The organism is Azospirillum sp. TSH58 (assembly GCF_003119115.1).
Taxonomy (GTDB): Bacteria; Pseudomonadota; Alphaproteobacteria; order Azospirillales; family Azospirillaceae; genus Azospirillum.
This window is the reverse complement of sequence record NZ_CP022363.1, coordinates 538307-555079: the sequence shown is the minus strand read 5'-3', so window position 1 is coordinate 555079 and position 16773 is coordinate 538307. Positions and strand designations below refer to the sequence as shown.

The 16773-nt window shown below is 69.8% G+C and carries 16 protein-coding genes; 4 read left to right on the top strand and 12 right to left on the bottom strand.

What is annotated here, in order from left to right:
* Positions 1-2: 2 nt before the first annotated feature.
* The 10 genes from kdpA to TSH58p_RS02310 all read right to left on the bottom strand — a co-directional run bounded on the left by kdpA (position 3) and on the right by TSH58p_RS02310 (position 10435).
* Positions 3-1712 carry a potassium-transporting ATPase subunit KdpA gene (gene kdpA / locus TSH58p_RS02355; protein WP_109068732.1) on the bottom strand — a complete coding sequence of 570 codons (1710 nt, stop codon included), beginning with the start codon at positions 1710-1712 and terminating at the stop codon, positions 3-5.
* Between the two features lie 10 nt (positions 1713-1722).
* On the bottom strand, positions 1723-1812 hold the full coding sequence (locus tag TSH58p_RS02350) for a K(+)-transporting ATPase subunit F (RefSeq protein ID WP_109068733.1): 90 nt from the start codon (positions 1810-1812) through the stop codon (positions 1723-1725).
* Positions 1813-2201: 389 nt separating this feature from the next.
* Positions 2202-2912, bottom strand: coding sequence for a GntR family transcriptional regulator (locus tag TSH58p_RS02345; RefSeq protein WP_247873886.1), 711 nt, complete (start codon positions 2910-2912; stop codon positions 2202-2204).
* Positions 2913-2976: 64 nt separating this feature from the next.
* Complete coding sequence (locus TSH58p_RS02340) at positions 2977-4023, bottom strand: AbrB family transcriptional regulator (protein WP_109068734.1); 1047 nt, start codon at positions 4021-4023, stop codon at positions 2977-2979.
* Between the two features lie 94 nt (positions 4024-4117).
* Complete coding sequence (locus TSH58p_RS02335) at positions 4118-4771, bottom strand: isochorismatase family protein (RefSeq protein ID WP_109068735.1); 654 nt, start codon at positions 4769-4771, stop codon at positions 4118-4120.
* Between the two features lie 36 nt (positions 4772-4807).
* Positions 4808-5947, bottom strand: a complete 1140-nt coding sequence (locus tag TSH58p_RS02330) for an ABC transporter ATP-binding protein (RefSeq protein ID WP_109068736.1) — start codon at positions 5945-5947, stop codon at positions 4808-4810.
* The gene (locus TSH58p_RS02325) at positions 5944-7002 is read right to left on the bottom strand and encodes an ABC transporter ATP-binding protein (protein ID WP_247873887.1); all 1059 of its coding nucleotides are present in this window, start codon (positions 7000-7002) and stop codon (positions 5944-5946) included. The genes TSH58p_RS02330 and TSH58p_RS02325 overlap by 4 nt, the downstream gene beginning before the upstream one ends.
* 23 nt (positions 7003-7025) lie before the next feature.
* Positions 7026-7907, bottom strand: a complete 882-nt coding sequence (locus TSH58p_RS02320) for an ABC transporter permease (protein WP_109068737.1) — start codon at positions 7905-7907, stop codon at positions 7026-7028.
* 3 nt (positions 7908-7910) lie between these two features.
* Positions 7911-8849 (bottom strand): ABC transporter permease, encoded by a 939-nt coding sequence (locus TSH58p_RS02315; protein ID WP_109068738.1) that lies wholly within the window; start codon positions 8847-8849, stop codon positions 7911-7913.
* 2 nt (positions 8850-8851) lie between these two features.
* Positions 8852-10435 carry an ABC transporter substrate-binding protein gene (locus TSH58p_RS02310; RefSeq protein ID WP_109068739.1) on the bottom strand — a complete coding sequence of 528 codons (1584 nt, stop codon included), beginning with the start codon at positions 10433-10435 and terminating at the stop codon, positions 8852-8854.
* A 346-nt stretch (positions 10436-10781) separates the two neighbouring features.
* On the opposite strand from TSH58p_RS02310, the gene TSH58p_RS02305 reads away from it, so the two are divergent.
* The 4 genes from TSH58p_RS02305 to TSH58p_RS02290 all read left to right on the top strand — a co-directional run bounded on the left by TSH58p_RS02305 (position 10782) and on the right by TSH58p_RS02290 (position 14853).
* Positions 10782-11411 (top strand): isochorismatase family protein, encoded by a 630-nt coding sequence (locus TSH58p_RS02305; protein ID WP_109068740.1) that lies wholly within the window; start codon positions 10782-10784, stop codon positions 11409-11411.
* Positions 11412-11513: 102 nt separating this feature from the next.
* A complete protein-coding gene (locus tag TSH58p_RS02300) occupies positions 11514-12914 on the top strand; it encodes an amidase (RefSeq protein WP_247895484.1) in 1401 nt (466 codons plus the stop codon).
* Positions 12915-12952: 38 nt separating this feature from the next.
* Positions 12953-14236, top strand: coding sequence for an amidase (locus TSH58p_RS02295; protein WP_109068741.1), 1284 nt, complete (start codon positions 12953-12955; stop codon positions 14234-14236).
* A 92-nt stretch (positions 14237-14328) separates the two neighbouring features.
* Positions 14329-14853: a GFA family protein gene (locus TSH58p_RS02290; protein ID WP_109068742.1), complete on the top strand. Its 525-nt coding sequence runs from the start codon at positions 14329-14331 to the stop codon at positions 14851-14853.
* Positions 14854-14872: 19 nt separating this feature from the next.
* On the opposite strand, the gene TSH58p_RS02285 is transcribed toward TSH58p_RS02290, so the two are convergent.
* A complete protein-coding gene (locus TSH58p_RS02285) occupies positions 14873-15646 on the bottom strand; it encodes an ABC transporter permease (protein WP_199230049.1) in 774 nt (257 codons plus the stop codon).
* A complete protein-coding gene (locus TSH58p_RS02280) occupies positions 15643-16569 on the bottom strand; it encodes an ABC transporter ATP-binding protein (RefSeq protein WP_109068743.1) in 927 nt (308 codons plus the stop codon). Before TSH58p_RS02280 ends, TSH58p_RS02285 begins: the two co-directional genes overlap by 4 nt.
* Positions 16570-16773: the final 204 nt, after the last annotated feature.

The window sequence follows — 16773 nt, the reverse complement described above, 5'->3', positions numbered from 1 at the left end:
GGTCAGAAGAGGAGGCCGGCGCGCATCGCCAGATGCTCGGCCACCGGGCCGAGGGCGAGCGCCGGGAAGAAGGTCAGACCGCCGACGATCAGGATGACGCCGGCCAGAAGCCCGACGAACAGGCCGCCATGGGTCGGGAAGGTGCCGGCCGAGGCCGCGCTGCGCGTCTTGGCGGCGAGCGAGCCGGCGACCGCCAGCATCGGCACGATGACCAGGAAGCGGCCCACCAGCATCCCGGCGGCCAGCGTCAGGTTGTACCAGAGCGTGTTGCCCGACAGCCCGCCGAAGGCGCTGCCGTTGTTGGCCGCCGCCGAGACGTAGGCGTAGAGCGCCTCCGAGAAGCCGTGCGGCCCGGCGTTGGCGAGGGAGGCGAGGCCGGTGTCCAGCACCACGGCGAAGGCCGTGCCGCCCAGCATCATCAGCGGCAGGCAGAGCACGGCGAGCATGGTCATCTTGACCTCCTTCGCCTCCAGCTTCTTGCCCAGATACTCCGGCGTGCGCCCGACCATCAGACCGGCGACGAACATGGTGACGATGGCGAACAGCAGCATGCCGTAGAGGCCGGCCCCGACGCCGCCGACGATGATCTCGCCCAGCATCATGTTGACCATCGGCACCATGCCGCCCAGCGGCATGAAGCTGTCGTGCATGGCGTTGACCGCCCCGCAGGAGGCCGCCGTGGTCACCGCGGCGAACAGGGCGCTCATGGCGATGCCGAAGCGGGTCTCCTTGCCCTCCATGTTGCCGGTGCTTCCGTCCAGCCCGAGGGCGGCGAAGGCCGGGTTGCCCTGGGCCTCCGCCCAATAGACGACGCCGACGCCGATGAAGAACAGCAGGCCCATGGCGGCCAGGATGGCCCAGCCCTGCCGTTCGTCCCCGGCCATGCGCCCGAACAGGTTGGTCAGCCCGGCGCCGATGGCGAAGATCGACAGCATCTGCACCAGATTGGTCAGGGCGTTCGGATTCTCGAAGGGATGGGCGGAGTTGGCGTTGAAGAAGCCCCCGCCGTTGGTGCCCAGCATCTTGATCGCCTCCTGCGAGGCGACGGGGCCGAGCGCGATGGTCTGCTTGACGCCGTCCAGGGTGGTGGCATCCACCGTCCCGGCCAGCGTCTGCGGCACGCCCTGCCACACCAGGAACAGCGCGTAGAGCAGGCTGAGCGGCAGCAGGAGATAGAGCGTGCCGCGGGTCAGGTCGGTCCAGAAATTGCCGACCGTCCGCGCCCCGGTGCGGGTGAAGCCGCGGACCAGCGCCACGGCCAGCGCGATGCCGGTCGCCGCCGACACGAAGTTCTGCACGGTGAGCCCGGCCATCTGCACGAGGTGGCTCATCGTGCTTTCGCCGCCGTAATTCTGCCAGTTCGTGTTGGTGACGAAGCTGGCGGCGGTGTTGAAGGCCAGATCGGCGGGCACCCCCGCCACGCCGGTGGGGTTCAGGGGCAGGACGCCCTGGAGGCGCTGCAGCGCGTAGAGCAGCAGCAGGCCGGCGACGTTGAACAGCAGCATGGCGACCGCGTAGGTCACCCAATGCTGCTCCGTCCTGGCGTCCACTCCGGCGAGGCGGTAGAGCCCGCGCTCGACGGGGCCGAGCAGCGGCGAGAGCAGCGTGCGCTCTCCGTTGAACAGCCGCGTCATGTAGCCGCCGAGCGGGCGCGCCACGGCGGCCACGAGGGCGGCGAAGAGCAGGATGTGAATCCAGCCGCTGACGGTCATGGGAGTCTCCTCAGAACCGTTCGGGGCGGATCAGGGCGTACACGAGGTAGCCCAGCAGCCCGGCGGCGACGAGGCCGCCGAGCGCGTATTCGACGATCATGGCCCGCCCCCCTCACAAGCGGTCGCAGGCGTGCACATAGGCGATGGACGCGGCGAAGAAGGCCGCGGTGATCGCCAGCGCGATGATGTCCAGCATGGGTGCTCTCCGGGGCGCACCCGGGCGGAACCGGGCGCGCGTCAGCGTGGATCGGATGCCGGCACGGCTGTGTCCGGCACGATCAGGCTGCGCCCGATGCGCGTATAGATTCGAGGGGGGCGGAAGAGGGTCTGTCGTATAGACGGCGTATATGCCGGGTGGGGCGGTGCATGAAATGGGGGGGCTTGCCCCCAGCCCGGCCCTCCCCCGCTTTCGCAGGGGAGGGAGATTGGTCCCCTCCCCTGCGATAGCGGGGGAGGGTTAGGGAGGGGGCACCGTCAGCACGGCCCCCCTCACCCGCCCGGCGTTTCCTCCATCCGGCGGAGCAGCAGATCGCACGGCCCCTGGAGATGCTCCCGCATCAGGAACTCCACGCGCCCGCTCTGGCGGCGGGCGATGGCGTCGAGGATGCGGCGGTGCTCCTCGTTGTATTGGCGCAGGGTGGGGCCGTCCTTTTCCATCTCGAGGACGTCGTAGATCTTCGGGACCCGGTAGACGGTCTGGAAGGAGCGGTTGAACAGCCCGCTCGGCACCAGCCCCATCAGGGTGGTGTGGAAGCGCTGGTTCAGCAGGCGCCACTGCTCCAGCGCCTCCCCTTCCAGCGGGCTGTCGCCGGCGATCAGCGCCTCGGCGCGGTCGAGGCCGTTGCGCAGCGCCCGCTCCACGTCGAGCGGCAGGCCGCGCTCCGCCACGATGCGGCAGCCGTGCCCCTCCAGCAGGGCGCGCATCTCGTAGCTCTCCAGCAGGTCGCGGCGGGTGAACTGCCGCACCGTGTAGCCGCGGTTGGTCTCGTAGGTGACCAGCCCTTCCCGCTCCGCCGCCACCAGCGCCTCGCGGATCGGGGTCCGCGACACGCCGAACTGGGCGGCCAGCTCCGCCTCCTTCAGCTTGGTGCCGGGGAGCAGCTTGCCCTCCAGCACCCGGTTGCGCAGAGCGGTCATGATGGAGCCGACCTGTTCGGACCGGTAGGTCCCGGTCGCCTTCGCATCGGTGAACGGGGTCACGGTGTCCTCCGGCCGGGGCGTCGGGCGCCGGCGGTTGGAAAATTGTGGGGCAAGGGATTGCGTTCTATCGGCGGCGCAGGATTCGCACAAGCACAACGCTCATCAGGATCGTCCCGAACAGCCGCAGCGTCTGCAGGGTCAGGATGAAGGGCACGTCGGCGGCACTGCCCAGGGCCACCACCGCCACAGAATCCAGCCCGCCGGGGCTGGTCGCCAGATAGGCGGTCAGCGGATCCTTGCCGGTCAGCGTGACCAGCAGCCAGGCGGAGCCGAGCGACAGCGCGACCAGACCGAAGGTCGACAGCAGCATCAGCGGGACCGACGCCAGCAGATCGCGCAGCAGCTCCCGCCGGAAGCGCAGGCCGGTCGTCCAGCCGATGATCGTGAAGGCGACGGCGATCAGCCAGGACGGCGAGTCCAGCACGACCAGCCCGGTCATGTTGAGGGTGCCGCCGAGCAGAATCGGCCCCAGCAGCGCCCCCGCCGGAAGCCGCGTCACAGTGCCGGCCCAGCCGCCGGCCAGCGCGACCGCCACCAGCGCCAGCGTCGAGGCGACGGAGGCGGACGGTGGAGGGACGGCGCCGGGAACGGCGATCGGTACAGGGACGCTGCCCAGCAGGAAATGGCAGACGAGCGAGGCCAGGACGACGACCACGATCACCCGCAGATACTGCATCACCGCGACGAAGCGCGGGTCGCCGCCGAAATCGCCGGCCATGGCGATCATCGCCGGGGCGGCGCCCGGCATGGTCCCCCACAGGGCGGTGCCGCCGGGAAAGCGGCCCGACCGCTCCAGCAGCCAGCCGACCAGCACCGCGCCGGCCAGCATCGTGGACAGGGCCATCAGCATGGGAAACCAGTGCAGCGCCACGTCGTGCAGGATGGTCACGTCCATCGAGCGGGCGACGACGCCGCCCGTCAGCGCCTGGGCCAGCCAGGAGAAGCGCTTGGGCAGCTCGATGGAGGCGCCGCGCACCCCCAGCAGGATCGCCGCCGCCATGGGGCCGAGCAGCGTCGCGCCGGGAAGGCCGGCCACCATGAAAAGGGCGGTGAACAGGAGGGTCGCCCCCACCAGCAGGCACCACTGGAGGGGATTGGAAAGGGGCATCATGTCGGCAGATTGCTCAGGGGCGCGCCCGCCGGTCGGCCGCGGGCGCGCCACCGCTCCATACAGTTCGGATGGGGTGGAAGGCGGTCGGGAGTGATCAGGCGGCCACGGCCGCGACGTGCTTTTCGACGTGGGCCATCACCTCCGCCACCGGCAGGACGTCGCCGTACTTGGCGTTCATGTCGAACAGGGCGGAATCGTGCGGGGACTGGTGGCGGTCGCCCACGCATTCGGCGGGGACGATGACGCGGAAGCCGTGGGACACCGCGTCCACCGCCGTCGCCCGCACGCAGCCGCTGGTCGAGCAGCCGGTGAGGATCACCGTGTCGCACTCCATCACGCGCAGCATGGTGCTGAGCGGCGTGCCGAAGAAGGCGGAGGAGTGGTGCTTGACCAGCACGACGTCCTGCGGCTCCGGCGTCACGCGGGCGTCGAACGCGGCCAGCGGGTTGTCGGCGGTGAAGGCGCGCAACGCCGGGATCTTCTTCACGAACATGCCGCCCTCGGTCCCGGCCGCGTCATAGACGACCTTGGTGTAGATGACCGGCAGGCCGGCGCGGCGGGCAGCGGCGTAGAGCGGCACGCTGGCGATCACCGCGTCCACCACCCCCTGCCCGAAGAAGGGGGCGCCGGGCTGGGTGTAGAAGTCGATGAAGTCGATGGAGATGACGGCGGCCTTCCGCCCGAAGCCGATCCGGTTCTGGAAGACGCCGGAATAGTTGTCCTTGAGTTCGTCGGTGACGCTGAACATGGGGTGTGGTCCTCAGGTCGATTGCAGGGGGGCCGATTACAGGGGAATGGGACGGATGGGCGGATAGCCGATGTCCTGGAGGACCGCCGTGGCGACCTCGGACCGGGTCTCCGGTGTTTCGGGAAAGTGGCAGGCGACCCGGTCGGTGCCGCCGCCAGCGTTTGTGCCGCAGGCGCGAAGCTCCGGCTGGTCGATCAGACAGGCGCGCGGCAGCAGGGCGTCGCCGCTGCGTTCGGTGGGCACGCCGCCCGCCGCGGCGACCAGCCGCGCCCGGTAGCAGCGCGGGTGGAAGCGGCAGCCCGGCGGCACGTTGGTGGCCGAGCCGATCTCGCCCATCGACACCGAGGTGCGGCGGCGGTTGCGCATCCGCACGTCGGCGATGGGCACCGCCGCCAGCAGCGAGACGGTGTAGGGGTGCAGCGGACGGCGGTAGAGGTTGTCGCGCTCCGCCATCTCCACGACCTTGCCGAGATACATCACGGCGATGCGGTGGCTGACGTGGCGGACCACCGCCAGATCGTGGGCGATGAACAGGTAGGACAGCCCGCGCTCGCGCTGGATGCGCTGGAGGAGGTTAATGATCTGCGCCTGGATCGACACGTCGAGCGCCGACACCGGCTCGTCCAGCACCAGGATCTTCGGATCGAGCGTCAGGGCGCGGGCGATGCCGATGCGCTGCCGCTGGCCGCCGGAGAACTGGTGCGGGTAGCGGTCGGCGTGCGAGGGGTCGAGCCCGACGAGGCTCATCACCCCGGCGACCTTCTGCGGGCCGTCGCCGTCCCACAAGCCGTGGACCTTCAGCGGCTCGGCGATGCTCTGGCCGATGGTGACGCGGGGGTCGAGCGATCCGTAGGGGTCCTGGAAGACCATCTGGATGTCGCGCCGCATCGCCTGCATCTCGGCCTTGGAGACGCCGGTCACGTCGCGCCCGTCGACCAGCAGCCGCCCGCTGGTCGGCTCGACCAGACGGAGGGCGAGGCGGCCCAGCGTGCTCTTGCCGCTGCCGCTCTCGCCGACCAGCCCCAGCGTCTCGCCGGCGCGGATGGTCAGCGACACGCCGTCCACCGCCCGCACCGCCTTGCCGACCGTCTTGAACAGGCCGCCGCGGCGGGTGAAGACGCGGGTGGCGTCGACGAGTTCCAGGGCCGGAGGGGGTGCTGAAAGCGACGCGGTCATCGGGCGGCCTCCTTCCGGTCGGGCAGGTCTTCGTGGAAACAGGCGCTGCGGTGGCCGGAGCGGTCGCCGGCCAGCGGCAGGGGGCGCCGGGTGCAGCAGTCCGTCCGCCCGCGGCCGACCGTGCAGCGCGGCTCGAAGGCGCAGCCGGGCGGCAGGCGGGCGACGTTGGGCGGCTGGCCCTCGATGGCCGGAAGCTCCTCGTCCACCGGGCCGTCGAGGCGGGGGATGCTGCGGAACAGCGCGCGGGTGTAGGGGTGGCGGGGCCTGGTGAAGACCTCCTCCATGGAGCCGGTCTCGACCAGCCGCCCGGCGTACATCACCGCCACGTCGTCGGCGTATTTGGCGACCAGCCCAAGGTCGTGGGTGATGAGCACCAGCGCCATGCCGGTCTCCGCCTGGAGGTCGGCGAGCAGGTCGAGGATCTGCGCCTGCACCGTCACGTCGAGCGCCGTGGTCGGCTCGTCGGCGATCAGGATCCTCGGCGACAGGGCGATGGCCATGGCGATCAGCACGCGCTGGCGCTGCCCGCCGCTGAGCTGGTGCGGGTAGTCGTCCACCCGCCGGGCCGGGTCGGGGATCTGGACGCGGGCCAGCAGCTCGATGGCGCGGGCGCGGGCGGCGGCGCGGCCGATCCGCTGGTGGGCCCGCAGCACCTCGACGATCTGCTCGCCGATGGTGAAGACGGGGTTCAGCGCGGTCAGCGGGTCCTGGAAGATCATCGAAATGACCGCCCCGCGCAGGCGGCGCAGCCGTTCCGGCGGCTGGTGCAGGATGTCGGTCCCGTCGATCCGCACCTCGCCGCGGCGGACGCGGCCCGGCGTGGCGACGAGGCCCAGCGCCGACAGGAAGGTCATCGACTTGCCCGACCCGGACTCGCCGACCACCGCCAGCGTGCCGCCGGCCCGCACGGCGAGCGACACGCCGTCGATGACGGTGACCGGTCCGTCGTCGCCGGGAAAGACCGTGGTCAGGTCGCGCAGCTCCAGCGCGACCGGGCGGGGGGCCGTGGCGGGGGCGATGGGAGCCGCCGGGGCCACGGGATGAAGATTCGGCATGGGGTGGTTTGGCATGGGCGTTCTCACAGCACGCGCCCGGAGGAACGGCGCATCTGCGGGTCGAGCGTGTCGCGCAGGCCGTCCCCCAGCAGGTTCAGGGCGACCACCATCACCGCGATGCAGATGCCCGCCGACAGCGAGATCAGCGGGTTGGAGGCCAGGAAGCTCTGCCCGTCGGCGATGACGTTGCCCCAGGTCGGGGCCGGCGGCTGGACGCCGAGGCCGAGGAAGCTCAGGCCCGCTTCGGCCAGGATGGCGGTGGCGGCGCTGACCGTGGCGACCACGATCACCGGCGGCAGGCTGTTCGGCACGACATGCAGGAACAGCAGCCGCATTGTGCCCATGCCGATGGCCCGCGATGCCTCGACGTAGGTGCGTGGCTTGATGGTCAGGACGACCGCCCGCATCACCGCGGCGACCCGCGGGGTGAAGGCCAGCGCCACCGCGATGATGACCGATTCCAGCGAGGAGCCGCGCGCCGCCACCAGGGCCAGCGCCAGCAGGAAGCCGGGGAAGGCCAGCAGGATGTCGATGATCGAGACGGTGACCCGCTCGACCCAGCCGCCGAAGAAGCCGGCGACCGCGCCGATCGCCATGCCCAGCGACAGCGAGAGCGCCATCACCGCGACGGCGACCTGGAGGGAGATGCGGGTGCCCCAGATCAGGCGGGACAGCACGTCGCGCCCGAACTGGTCGGTGCCCAGAAGGTGCGCGGCCGAGGGCGGGGCCAGCGTGTTGGCGAGGTCGGTCTCAAGCGGCGACATCGGGGCGATCCAGGGCGCCGCCACCGCCACGATCAGCAGCAGGGTCAGCAGGATCACGCCGATCAGGAAGCCCGGATGGCGGAAGTAGCGCATCAGGGACGACCGCCGCGGCGCGGTGGATACGGTTGCGATTGCTGCCATGGGTCACCGTGTGGACAGGCGCGGATCGACCAGCCCGTAGGCGAGGTCGAGCAGGCTGTTGACGAGGACGACGGCGACCGCCAGCACCAGCACGCCCGCCTGGACGAGCTGGTAGTCGCGGGCCGAGACCGCCTTCAGGATCATCGAGCCGATGCCGGGCCGGCTGAACACCACCTCGATCAGGATGGCGCTGCCCAGCGACCAGGCGAAGGTCACCCCGACGATCGCGAGGATCGGCACCAGCGCGTTCTTCAGCGCCAGCCGCCACACCACCCGGCGTTCCGGCACCCCCATCGCGCGGGCGACGCGGATGCAGTCCTGGCCCAGCACCTCCAGCATCGCCGAGCGGGTCAGGCGGGTGATGTAGGCGGCGACCGAGATGCCCAGCACGCCCGCCGGAAGCACGAGATGGTGCAGGTGGGTGAGGAACCCGCCGCCCGAGCTGGCCCCCAGCGCCGGGAACCATTTCAGCTCCTGCGAGAACAGCAGGACGGAGGCGAGGCCGAGCCAGAAGACCGGGAAGGAGATGCCGAACAGCGCAACGATCATGATGAGCATGTCGCTCCACGATCCCTGCCGCTCCGCGGTGAGGATGCCGAGCGGGATGCCGATCACCACCGCCACCGCGAGGCCGGCGAAGGCCAGGATCGCGGAGTCGGGAAGGCTGAACAGGATCTCCTCCAGCGCCGGGCGGCCGGTGACCACCGACGACCCGAAATCCCCGGTGACGGCGCGCAGCACGTAGAGCCCGTACTGCACGTAAACCGGCTGGTCGAGGCCGAGCTGGGCGCGCAGAGTCGCCAGCGCCTCCTCGGTCGCGTAGTCGCCCAGCATGTACTGGGCGGGGTCGCCGGGGATCATCCGGACCAGGAAGAAGGTCACGGTCACGATGCCGAACACCGTGATCGCGAGCTGCGAGAGTTGGCGAAGAAGCCGGTCCATCGTCACGCCTCCAGCAGCGAGACCGGATAGGCGCTCATCGTGAAGAGGGAGTTCTGGACGAAGCCGGAGACCTTCTTGGTGTGGGCGATGAACAGGTGGTCGGCGTAGAGCGGGATCACCGGCACGTCGCCCATCACCTTGGCCTGGATCTTCCCGTAGACCTCCTTGCGGGCGTCGTCGCCCTGGGCCTGCCGGGCGGCGGCGATCAGGTCCTCCACCCCCTCGTAATGGGCGGTGTTGAGGCCCGGCGGGAAGGAGGACTTGGCGAACAGCGACAGGATCGGGCTGTCCGGGTCGGGTGCGCCGACCACGCCGGTGATGCAGGTGGGCACCGTGCCCTTGTTGCGCGCCTGCAGGTAGGCGCCGCGCTCCAGCACCTTGATCTTGGCGTCGATGCCGACGGCGGCGAGGTCGCTGGCGATTGGCACGACGATCTTGTCGTAGGGGTTGGCACCCGGCGCCACGAGGTCGAGCGAGAAGGACCCCACCCCGGCCTCCTTGAGCAGCGCCCTGGCCTTCGCCGGGTCGTAGGGGAACAGCGGGACCTTGTCGGTGAACTCCTGGAACGCCGGGGTGAGGAAGCCGCTCGCCTCCGACTTGGTGCCCTTGAAGAAGCCGTCGATCAGCGCCTTGCGGTTGATGGCGTGGTAGATCGCCTGACGGACGCGCAGGTCGCCCAGCGGCTTGATCGAGGTGTTGAGGACGAGGTTGATCGTGTGGTTGGCGTCCCGGTCCAGCACGGTGACCAGCCCGCCGCCCTTCAGTCGCTGGATGACCTCCGGCTGCTGCAGGCCGAAGAGGATGTCGATCTCGCCGTTCTCCAGGGCGATGGCCGCCGCCGTCTCGTCCTTGATGACGCGGAACTGCACCTCCTCGACCTTGGGGGCGCCCGCGAAATAGTCCTTGTTGGCGGACAGCTTCACCTCGCGGCCCGGCGCCCAGTTCTGGAACACGAAGGGGCCGGTGCCGATGGGGTTCAGCGCGAAGGCCTTGTCGCCGATCTCGCCCAGCGCCTTGCGGCTGACAATCCAGCCCTGGTTGAAGGCCGAGACCTTGTGCAGGAAGCCGGAATTCGGCTCCTTCAGCGTGATGACCACCTTGTCGGGGGACGGCGTCTCGATGGACTTGATGGAGGCGAGCTGCCCGCTGTAGCTGCTGCCGGTCTGCGGGTCGAGCACGCGCTCGAACGAGAATTTGACGTCGTCGGAGGTGAAGGGGCCGAAGCCCTTGTGCCAGGTGACGCCGCTGCGCAGGGCGAAGCTGTAGACGGTACCGTCTCCGGAGATGTCCCAGCCGGTGGCGAGGTCGGGGACGATGGCGTTGCTCGCCTCGTCGTACTTGACCAGCCCGTTGAAGATCTGAGTGGCGACCGTCTGGTTCTCGATCTGGAAAATACGGGCGGGATCCAGGTTGCCGATGTCGCTGCCGATGCGCACCCGCAGGACCGGCGGCGCCGCCGACGCCGGCAGAGGCCAGCCGCTGCCCGCCACCAGGGCGCCGGCGGCCAGCAACGTGCCGAACTGGCGACGGTTGACGCCGCTCCGCTCGATCCGGCCGGCCCGTTCCTTGCGATTGATCCCGTCCATAAGCCTGCTCCTCTGTGTCAAAGATTTTACGGGCAGCGCTGAGATTTGTCCGGTCTATTTTTGCACACAATCTGCGCTGGACCCTTATGTCCGACCAAATTCGCAGGAATCGTGCCACCCTGCGGCAGGCTGTCGCAGGTGGTCTATAAATTCTTCTAAAACAGCACTTTACAGCTGGATTCAGCGGTATTGCTCGTGAATACAGCAATATGCATGTCTGCGCAAAACGCGGGCAGGGACGGGTTTGAATTGGTGAAACTATGGACTTTGAATGCAAAAAAACCTCGTTGTATGCTGGTCCGGCGCCCGTGATGCGGCGCTGCAGCGGAAGAAGGAACCTCCTGAAATGAGCGATCTTTCCATCTACGACCGCCAGGGCATCGGCAAGCCGCTCGGCTTCGGCCGCAAGTCCGCCCTCCTCATCATCGACTTCCAGATCGGTTTCACGCGCGAGGACGCCTTCGGCGGCTTCAACATCAACAGCGCCATCACCGCCACGGGCAAGTTGCTCGGACATGTCCGCCCCCTGGGCATGCCGATCGCCCATGCCTGCTTCATCGCGCCGGAGGCTCCGGGCGGCATCGGCCCGTTCGGCGAGAAGATTCCGTCGCTGCTGACCCTGACCGCCGAGTCCCCCGACGTCGCCTTCGCCCCGGAGGTCGCGCCGCTGCCCAACGAGTTCATCGTGCGCAAGCAGCACGCCTCGGCCTTCTTCGGCACCGCCCTGTCCTCCTGGCTGCGGGCGAACGCGGTCGACACGCTGCTGGTCACCGGCTGCACGACCTCGGGCTGCGTGCGGGCCAGCGTGATCGACGCCTCCGCCCACGGGCTGCGCCCGATCATCGTGGAGGAGTGCGTGGGCGACCGGGCGGAGGAGCCGCACCGCGCCAACCTGTTCGACATGGGCAAGAAATACGCCGACGTGATGCCGCTGGACGCGGTCATCGCCCATCTGGCGCTGGCGGACGCCGCCTGACCCGGCGGTTCCGTCCCTAAGCGCAACGAAGCGATTTCAACAGGCCGTCGCCGGACCCGAGCGTCTGAAGCCATCCGGCACGCGAGCGGAAAGCAGCAACGCATGTCCGAACTTTCGACAACGCATCCGGCCCGGTCCGGCGGCGGCGCCCCATCCATGCCCGGCCCCAGCGAGGCGGAAACCTGCGCCCGTCTCGCCCGCATCGAGAGCCTGAACCCGATCGTCAACGCCCTGTTGGCGGTGGACGCCGACGGGGCGGTCCGCCGGGCCCAGGCGCAGGACGAGGCGCGGGCGGCGGGGGACTGGCCCGGTCTGCTGGACGGGGTGACGGTCACCGTCAAGTACTGCTTCGAACTGGCCGGCGAGACGACCAGCTACGGTTCCTCCGCCCGCTTCGCCCGGCTGGGCCGGCAGGACGCCCCGCTGGTGCGCCGCTTGCGCGACGCCGGGGCCATCCTGGTCGGGCGCAACAACCTGTCCGAATTCTGCCTTGGCTCGACGAACCAGAACGAGCATCACGGCCCCTGCCGGAACCCCTGGGACACCGGGCGGGTGCCCGGCGGGTCGAGCGGCGGCTCGGCGGCCTCGGTCGCCGCCGGGCTGTGCCGGGTGTCGATCGGCACCGACACCGGCGGCTCCATCCGCATCCCGGCGGCGCTCTGCGGGGTGGTCGGGCTGCGGCCCAGCGTCGGCCGGGTGTCGAACGTCGGCATGATCCCGTGCAGCGTCGATTTCGACACCATCGGCCCGCTCGCCTGTTCGGTCGCCGATGTGGCGCGGGCCTTCGCCGCCATCGCCGGCTACGACCCGGAAGACCCCAATTCGGTGGACGTTCCTCTCGGCAACTTTCTGCCGGATGTGAAGGCGGGCATCGCCGGCACGCGCATCGGGCTGCCGTGCAACTTCTATTTCGACAACCTCCAGCCCGCGGTGGCGGAGCGGGTGCGCGCGGCGGCGGCGGTGCTGGAGAAGGCCGGCGCGGTCCTGGTGGACGTCACCATCGAGGACGCGGAGGTCGCGCAGGCCCGCACCGCCTTCTCCCTGCTCGTCGCCGACATGGCGCAGTATCACCTCGACAAGATGGAGACCGCGCCGGAGTCCATCGGACCGGAGGTGCTGCGCCGCCTGCAGTTGGGTCTGCCGGTGTCCGGCGTGCAGTACGCGGAGTCGCGGCGCTGGCTGGCCGCCTGGAAGCTGCGGTTCCGCGAGCTGTTCGAGCGTGTGGACCTGATCCTCACCCCGACCACCCCCATCGTGGCGCCGCGCATCTACGACAGCGCCGACATGATCGAGGCGACGCGGGCGGTCAGCCGCTTCACCTACGGCTTCGGCGCGCTCGGTCTTCCCGCCATGTCGGTGCCCTGCGGCTTCGACGGCGACGGGATGCCGGTGGGCATGCAGATCGTCGGGCGCTGGTTCGACGAGCCGCTGGTCTTCCGCGCCGGGGCGGCCTTCCAGGCGGCGACCGACCACCACCGCCAGCGCCCCGCCCTGCCCCTTTGAGTCTCCGGCCCGCCTGACATTTTCCGGAAGGACCCGCCATGGAACCGTTCGAACTCACGGCCAGCGCGGCCGCCCGCGCGATCCGCGAGGGCCGCCTGACCAGCGAGGCGCTGGTCCGCTCCTGCCTGGAGCGGATCGAAGCCCGCGACCCGGAGGTGCGCGCCTGGATCACCGTCGATCCCACTTTGGCGCTGGCCGCCGCGCGGGAGGCCGACAAGCGTCCCGCCGCCGGCCCGCTGCACGGCCTGCCCTTCGGCGTGAAGGACGTGATCGACACCGCCGACCTGCCGACCACCCAGAACTCGCCGATCTTCCAGGGCCATCGGCCCGCCCGTGACGCCGCCTGCGTGTCCATCGCGCGCAGCGCCGGCGGCATCCTGCTGGGCAAGACCGACACGGTGGAGTTCGCCTCCGGCGGGCGCAAGGCAGCGACCCGCAACCCGGTCAACCCCGCCCACACGCCGGGCGGCTCCTCCTCCGGGTCGGGGGCGGCGGTGGGGGACCGGCATGTGCCGCTGGCCTTCGGCACGCAGACCGGCGGCTCGCACATCCGCCCCGCCGCCTTCAACGGCATCTACGGCTTCAAGCCGACCTGGGGCGTGGTCAGCCGCGAGGGGATGAAGCACTACGCGGTGTCCCTCGACACGCTCGGCTGGTACGGGCGTTCGGTCGCCGACCTCGCGCTGATGGCCGAGGCGTTCCAGATCGAAGGCATGGGGGCGACTGCGCCGGTCGCCCTGGAGGGCCTGCGCGTCGGGCTTTGCCGCTCCCCCGTCTGGTCGCGCATCGAGCCGGCGGGCGAGGCGGCGCTGCTGCTCGCCGCCAAACGGCTGGAGGAGGCCGGCGCGGCGGTCGTGCCCTTCGAACTGCCGGACGACTTCTCGACCCTGGCCGAGGTGCAGGACGTGATCCGCCGCGGCGAGGGGCGCGCCTCCTTCCTCGACCTTTACCTCAGCGACCGCCACCGGCTGCACCCCGAGCTGGCCGACCATTGCGAGCACAACCGCGGCATCACCGCGCGCACCCTGACCGAGGCCTACGACGTGGCCGACACATGCCGGCCGCGCTTCGCCGCCCTGTTCGAGTCCATCGACGTGATCCTGACGCCGCCCGCGCCGGGCGAGGCCCCGGAAGGGCTGCACACCACGGGCGACCACATCTTCAACGCGATCTGGACGGTGCTGCACGTCCCCTGCCTCGCCATGCCCTGCGGCCGCGGGCCGCGCGGGCTTCCGGTGGGGGTGCAGCTGGTGGCCCCGCGCTTCCAGGACGCCGCCCTGCTGGCGATGGCCGAGGCCATGGCCCCGGTGGTCGACGTGTGAGGGCCGCGCCCCCCCGGAAACTTTCCCGGAGCGGGAGGGTTGGACGGGTGCGGCCCCGCAACCGGGCGCCCGAGGATCGGAGGAGAGGACGGATGAAGCTCGACGGGTCCTGCCACTGCGGCGCGGTGCGTTTCTCGGTGGACGCCTACGCGCCGGCCCCCTACCTGTGCTGCTACTGCTCGATCTGCCGCAAGACGGCGGGCGGGGGCGGCTACGCCATCAATCTGGGAGCCAAGGCCGACACGCTGGAGGTGACGGGGGCGGAGCACATCTCCCTCTTCCACGCCCGCATCGACGGAGAGGAAAGCCCCGGCGAGCGACGCTTCTGCGCGCGCTGCGGCTCCGCCCTGTGGGTCAGCGACCCGCGCTGGCCGGAGTTGGTCCACCCCTTCGCCAGCGCCATCGACAGCCCCCTGCCGGAAGCGCCGGCCCATGTCCACATGATGCTGGGGTCGAAGGCCAACTGGGTGCCGGTCCAGGCCGCGCCGGGGGACGAACGCAGCGACGACTACCCGCCGGAGTCGCTGGAGGAATGGCACCGCGCCCATGGGATGCTGGACAGCGGAAAGCCCGAGGGGGGAAAGCCCGAGGGGGGAAAGGCGGACGGCGGGGCATGACCCCCGCCGTCCGGGCCGGTCAGTTCTTCAGCTTGTAGCCGGTGCGGAAGATCCACCAGACCGCCGTCAGGCAGAGCGCCAGGAACAGGGCGGTCATGGCGAGGCTGATCCCCACCGGCACGTCGGCCTGCCCGTAGAAGCTCCAGCGGAAGCCGCTGACCAGATAGACGACCGGGTTGAACAGGGTAACCTTCTGCCACAGCGGTGGCAGCATGCTGATCGAGTAGAAGCTGCCGCCGAGGAAGGCCAGCGGCGTGATGACCAGGATCGGCACGATCTGCAGCTTTTCCCAGCCGTCCGCCCAGACGCCCAGGATGAAGCCGAACAGGCTGAAGGTGACCGAGGTCAGCACCAGGAAGGCGACCATCCAGAACGGGTGCTGGATCGAGTAGTCGACGAACAGCCGGGCCGTCAGCAGGATCAGCACGCCTAGGATCATCGACTTGGTCGCCGCCGCCCCGACATAGCCGAGCACCGTCTCGAAGGCGGAGATCGGGGCCGACAGCACCTCGTAGATCGTGCCGGAATAGCGCGGCATGTAGATGCCGAAGGAGGCGTTGGACACGCTCTCCGTCAGCACCGACATCATGACGAGGCCGGGCACCAGGAAGGCGCCGTAGGTCACCCCGTCCACCGCCGTGAAGCGCCCGCCGATGGCCGCCCCGAAGACGATGAAATAGAGCGAGGTGGAGATGACCGGCGCCGCGATGCTCTGGAACAGCGTGCGCCAGGTGCGGGCCAGTTCGAACAGGTAGATGGCCTTGACCGCATGAAGGTTGATGGGGGAGGTCATGCCCGCTCCTTCACAAGGCTGACGAAGATCTCCTCGAGGGAGCTTTCCTCGGTGTGCAGGTTCGTGAAATCGATGCCGTGGTCGCCGAGCTTGCGGAGAAGCCGGGCGATGCCCGTCTGGTCGTCCTGCGTGTCGAAGCTGTAGACCAGCTCCCGCCCGTCGCCGGACAGGGTCAGGGGGTAGCCGGCCAGCTCCGCCGGGATGGAGTCCAGCGGGTTCTGGAGCTGCAGGGTCAGCAGCCGCTTGCCCAGCTTGCGCATCAGCGCCGCCTTGTCCTCGACCAGCACGATCCGGCCGTTGGAGATGACGCCGATGCTGTCGGCCATCTCCTCCGCCTCCTCGATGTAGTGGGTGGTCAGGATGATGGTCACCCCGCTGTCGCGCAGGCGTCCGATCATCTCCCACATGCCGCGGCGAAGCTCCACGTCCACACCGGCGGTCGGCTCGTCGAGGAAGAGGATGCGTGGCTCGTGCGACAGGGCCTTGGCGATCATCACGCGGCGCTTCATGCCGCCGGACAGCGCCATGACCTTGCTGTCCTTCTTGTTCCAGAGGGACAGGTCCTTCAGCACCTTCTCGATGTGGGCGGGATCGGGCGCCTTGCCGAACAGCCCGCGGCTGAAGCTGACGGTGGCCCAGACGCTCTCGAACGCCTCGGTCGTCAGCTCCTGCGGGACGAGGCCGATCAGCGCGCGCGCGGCGCGCCAGTCGCGCACGATGTCGTGCCCGTCGACCGTCACGGTGCCCGCGGTGGCGTTGACGATGCCGCAGACGATGCTGATGAGCGTCGTCTTGCCGGCGCCGTTCGGCCCCAGCAGGGCGAAGATCTCGCCGCGGCGGATGTCGAGATCGACCCCTTTCAGCGCCTGGAAGCCGGTGGCGTAGGTCTTTTCCAGCCCACGCACCTGAATGATCGGCTGCATGTCTCCCCTCTGCCTGTCGGTCGGCCCGGTCCGGGCGGGCGTCACCTTAACGGCGGGGCGGCGCGCGGTCACCGGGCATTCGGCGCGACGCAACCATTCCGGATAAGGAGGGCCTGATTTGGGAGTCCCGATTCGGGGTGGGGGATGCCCGCCCACAAATGATTTCGGGACAACAGCCCCGCCCATCCCCATATTATGTAAAAA

Bases quoted from the DNA above. Each gene is read 5' to 3' on its own strand.
- kdpA (WP_109068732.1), bottom strand. From the start codon at position 1,712: ATGACCGTCAGCGGCTGGATTCACATCCTGCTCTTCGCCGCCCTCGTG.
- TSH58p_RS02335 (WP_109068735.1), bottom strand. From the start codon at position 4,771: ATGTTCAGCGTCACCGACGAACTCAAGGACAACTATTCCGGCGTCTTC.
- TSH58p_RS02305 (WP_109068740.1), top strand. From the start codon at position 10,782: ATGAGCGATCTTTCCATCTACGACCGCCAGGGCATCGGCAAGCCGCTC.
- TSH58p_RS02350 (WP_109068733.1), bottom strand. From the start codon at position 1,812: ATGATCGTCGAATACGCGCTCGGCGGCCTCGTCGCCGCCGGGCTGCTG.
- TSH58p_RS02330 (WP_109068736.1), bottom strand. From the start codon at position 5,947: ATGACCGCGTCGCTTTCAGCACCCCCTCCGGCCCTGGAACTCGTCGAC.
- TSH58p_RS02300 (WP_247895484.1), top strand. From the start codon at position 11,514: ATGTCCGAACTTTCGACAACGCATCCGGCCCGGTCCGGCGGCGGCGCC.
- TSH58p_RS02340 (WP_109068734.1), bottom strand. From the start codon at position 4,023: ATGATGCCCCTTTCCAATCCCCTCCAGTGGTGCCTGCTGGTGGGGGCG.
- TSH58p_RS02320 (WP_109068737.1), bottom strand. From the start codon at position 7,907: ATGGCAGCAATCGCAACCGTATCCACCGCGCCGCGGCGGTCGTCCCTG.
- TSH58p_RS02280 (WP_109068743.1), bottom strand. From the start codon at position 16,569: ATGCAGCCGATCATTCAGGTGCGTGGGCTGGAAAAGACCTACGCCACC.
- TSH58p_RS02285 (WP_199230049.1), bottom strand. From the start codon at position 15,646: ATGACCTCCCCCATCAACCTTCATGCGGTCAAGGCCATCTACCTGTTC.
- TSH58p_RS02325 (WP_247873887.1), bottom strand. From the start codon at position 7,002: ATGCCGAATCTTCATCCCGTGGCCCCGGCGGCTCCCATCGCCCCCGCC.
- TSH58p_RS02290 (WP_109068742.1), top strand. From the start codon at position 14,329: ATGAAGCTCGACGGGTCCTGCCACTGCGGCGCGGTGCGTTTCTCGGTG.
- TSH58p_RS02315 (WP_109068738.1), bottom strand. From the start codon at position 8,849: ATGGACCGGCTTCTTCGCCAACTCTCGCAGCTCGCGATCACGGTGTTC.
- TSH58p_RS02310 (WP_109068739.1), bottom strand. From the start codon at position 10,435: ATGGACGGGATCAATCGCAAGGAACGGGCCGGCCGGATCGAGCGGAGC.
- TSH58p_RS02295 (WP_109068741.1), top strand. From the start codon at position 12,953: ATGGAACCGTTCGAACTCACGGCCAGCGCGGCCGCCCGCGCGATCCGC.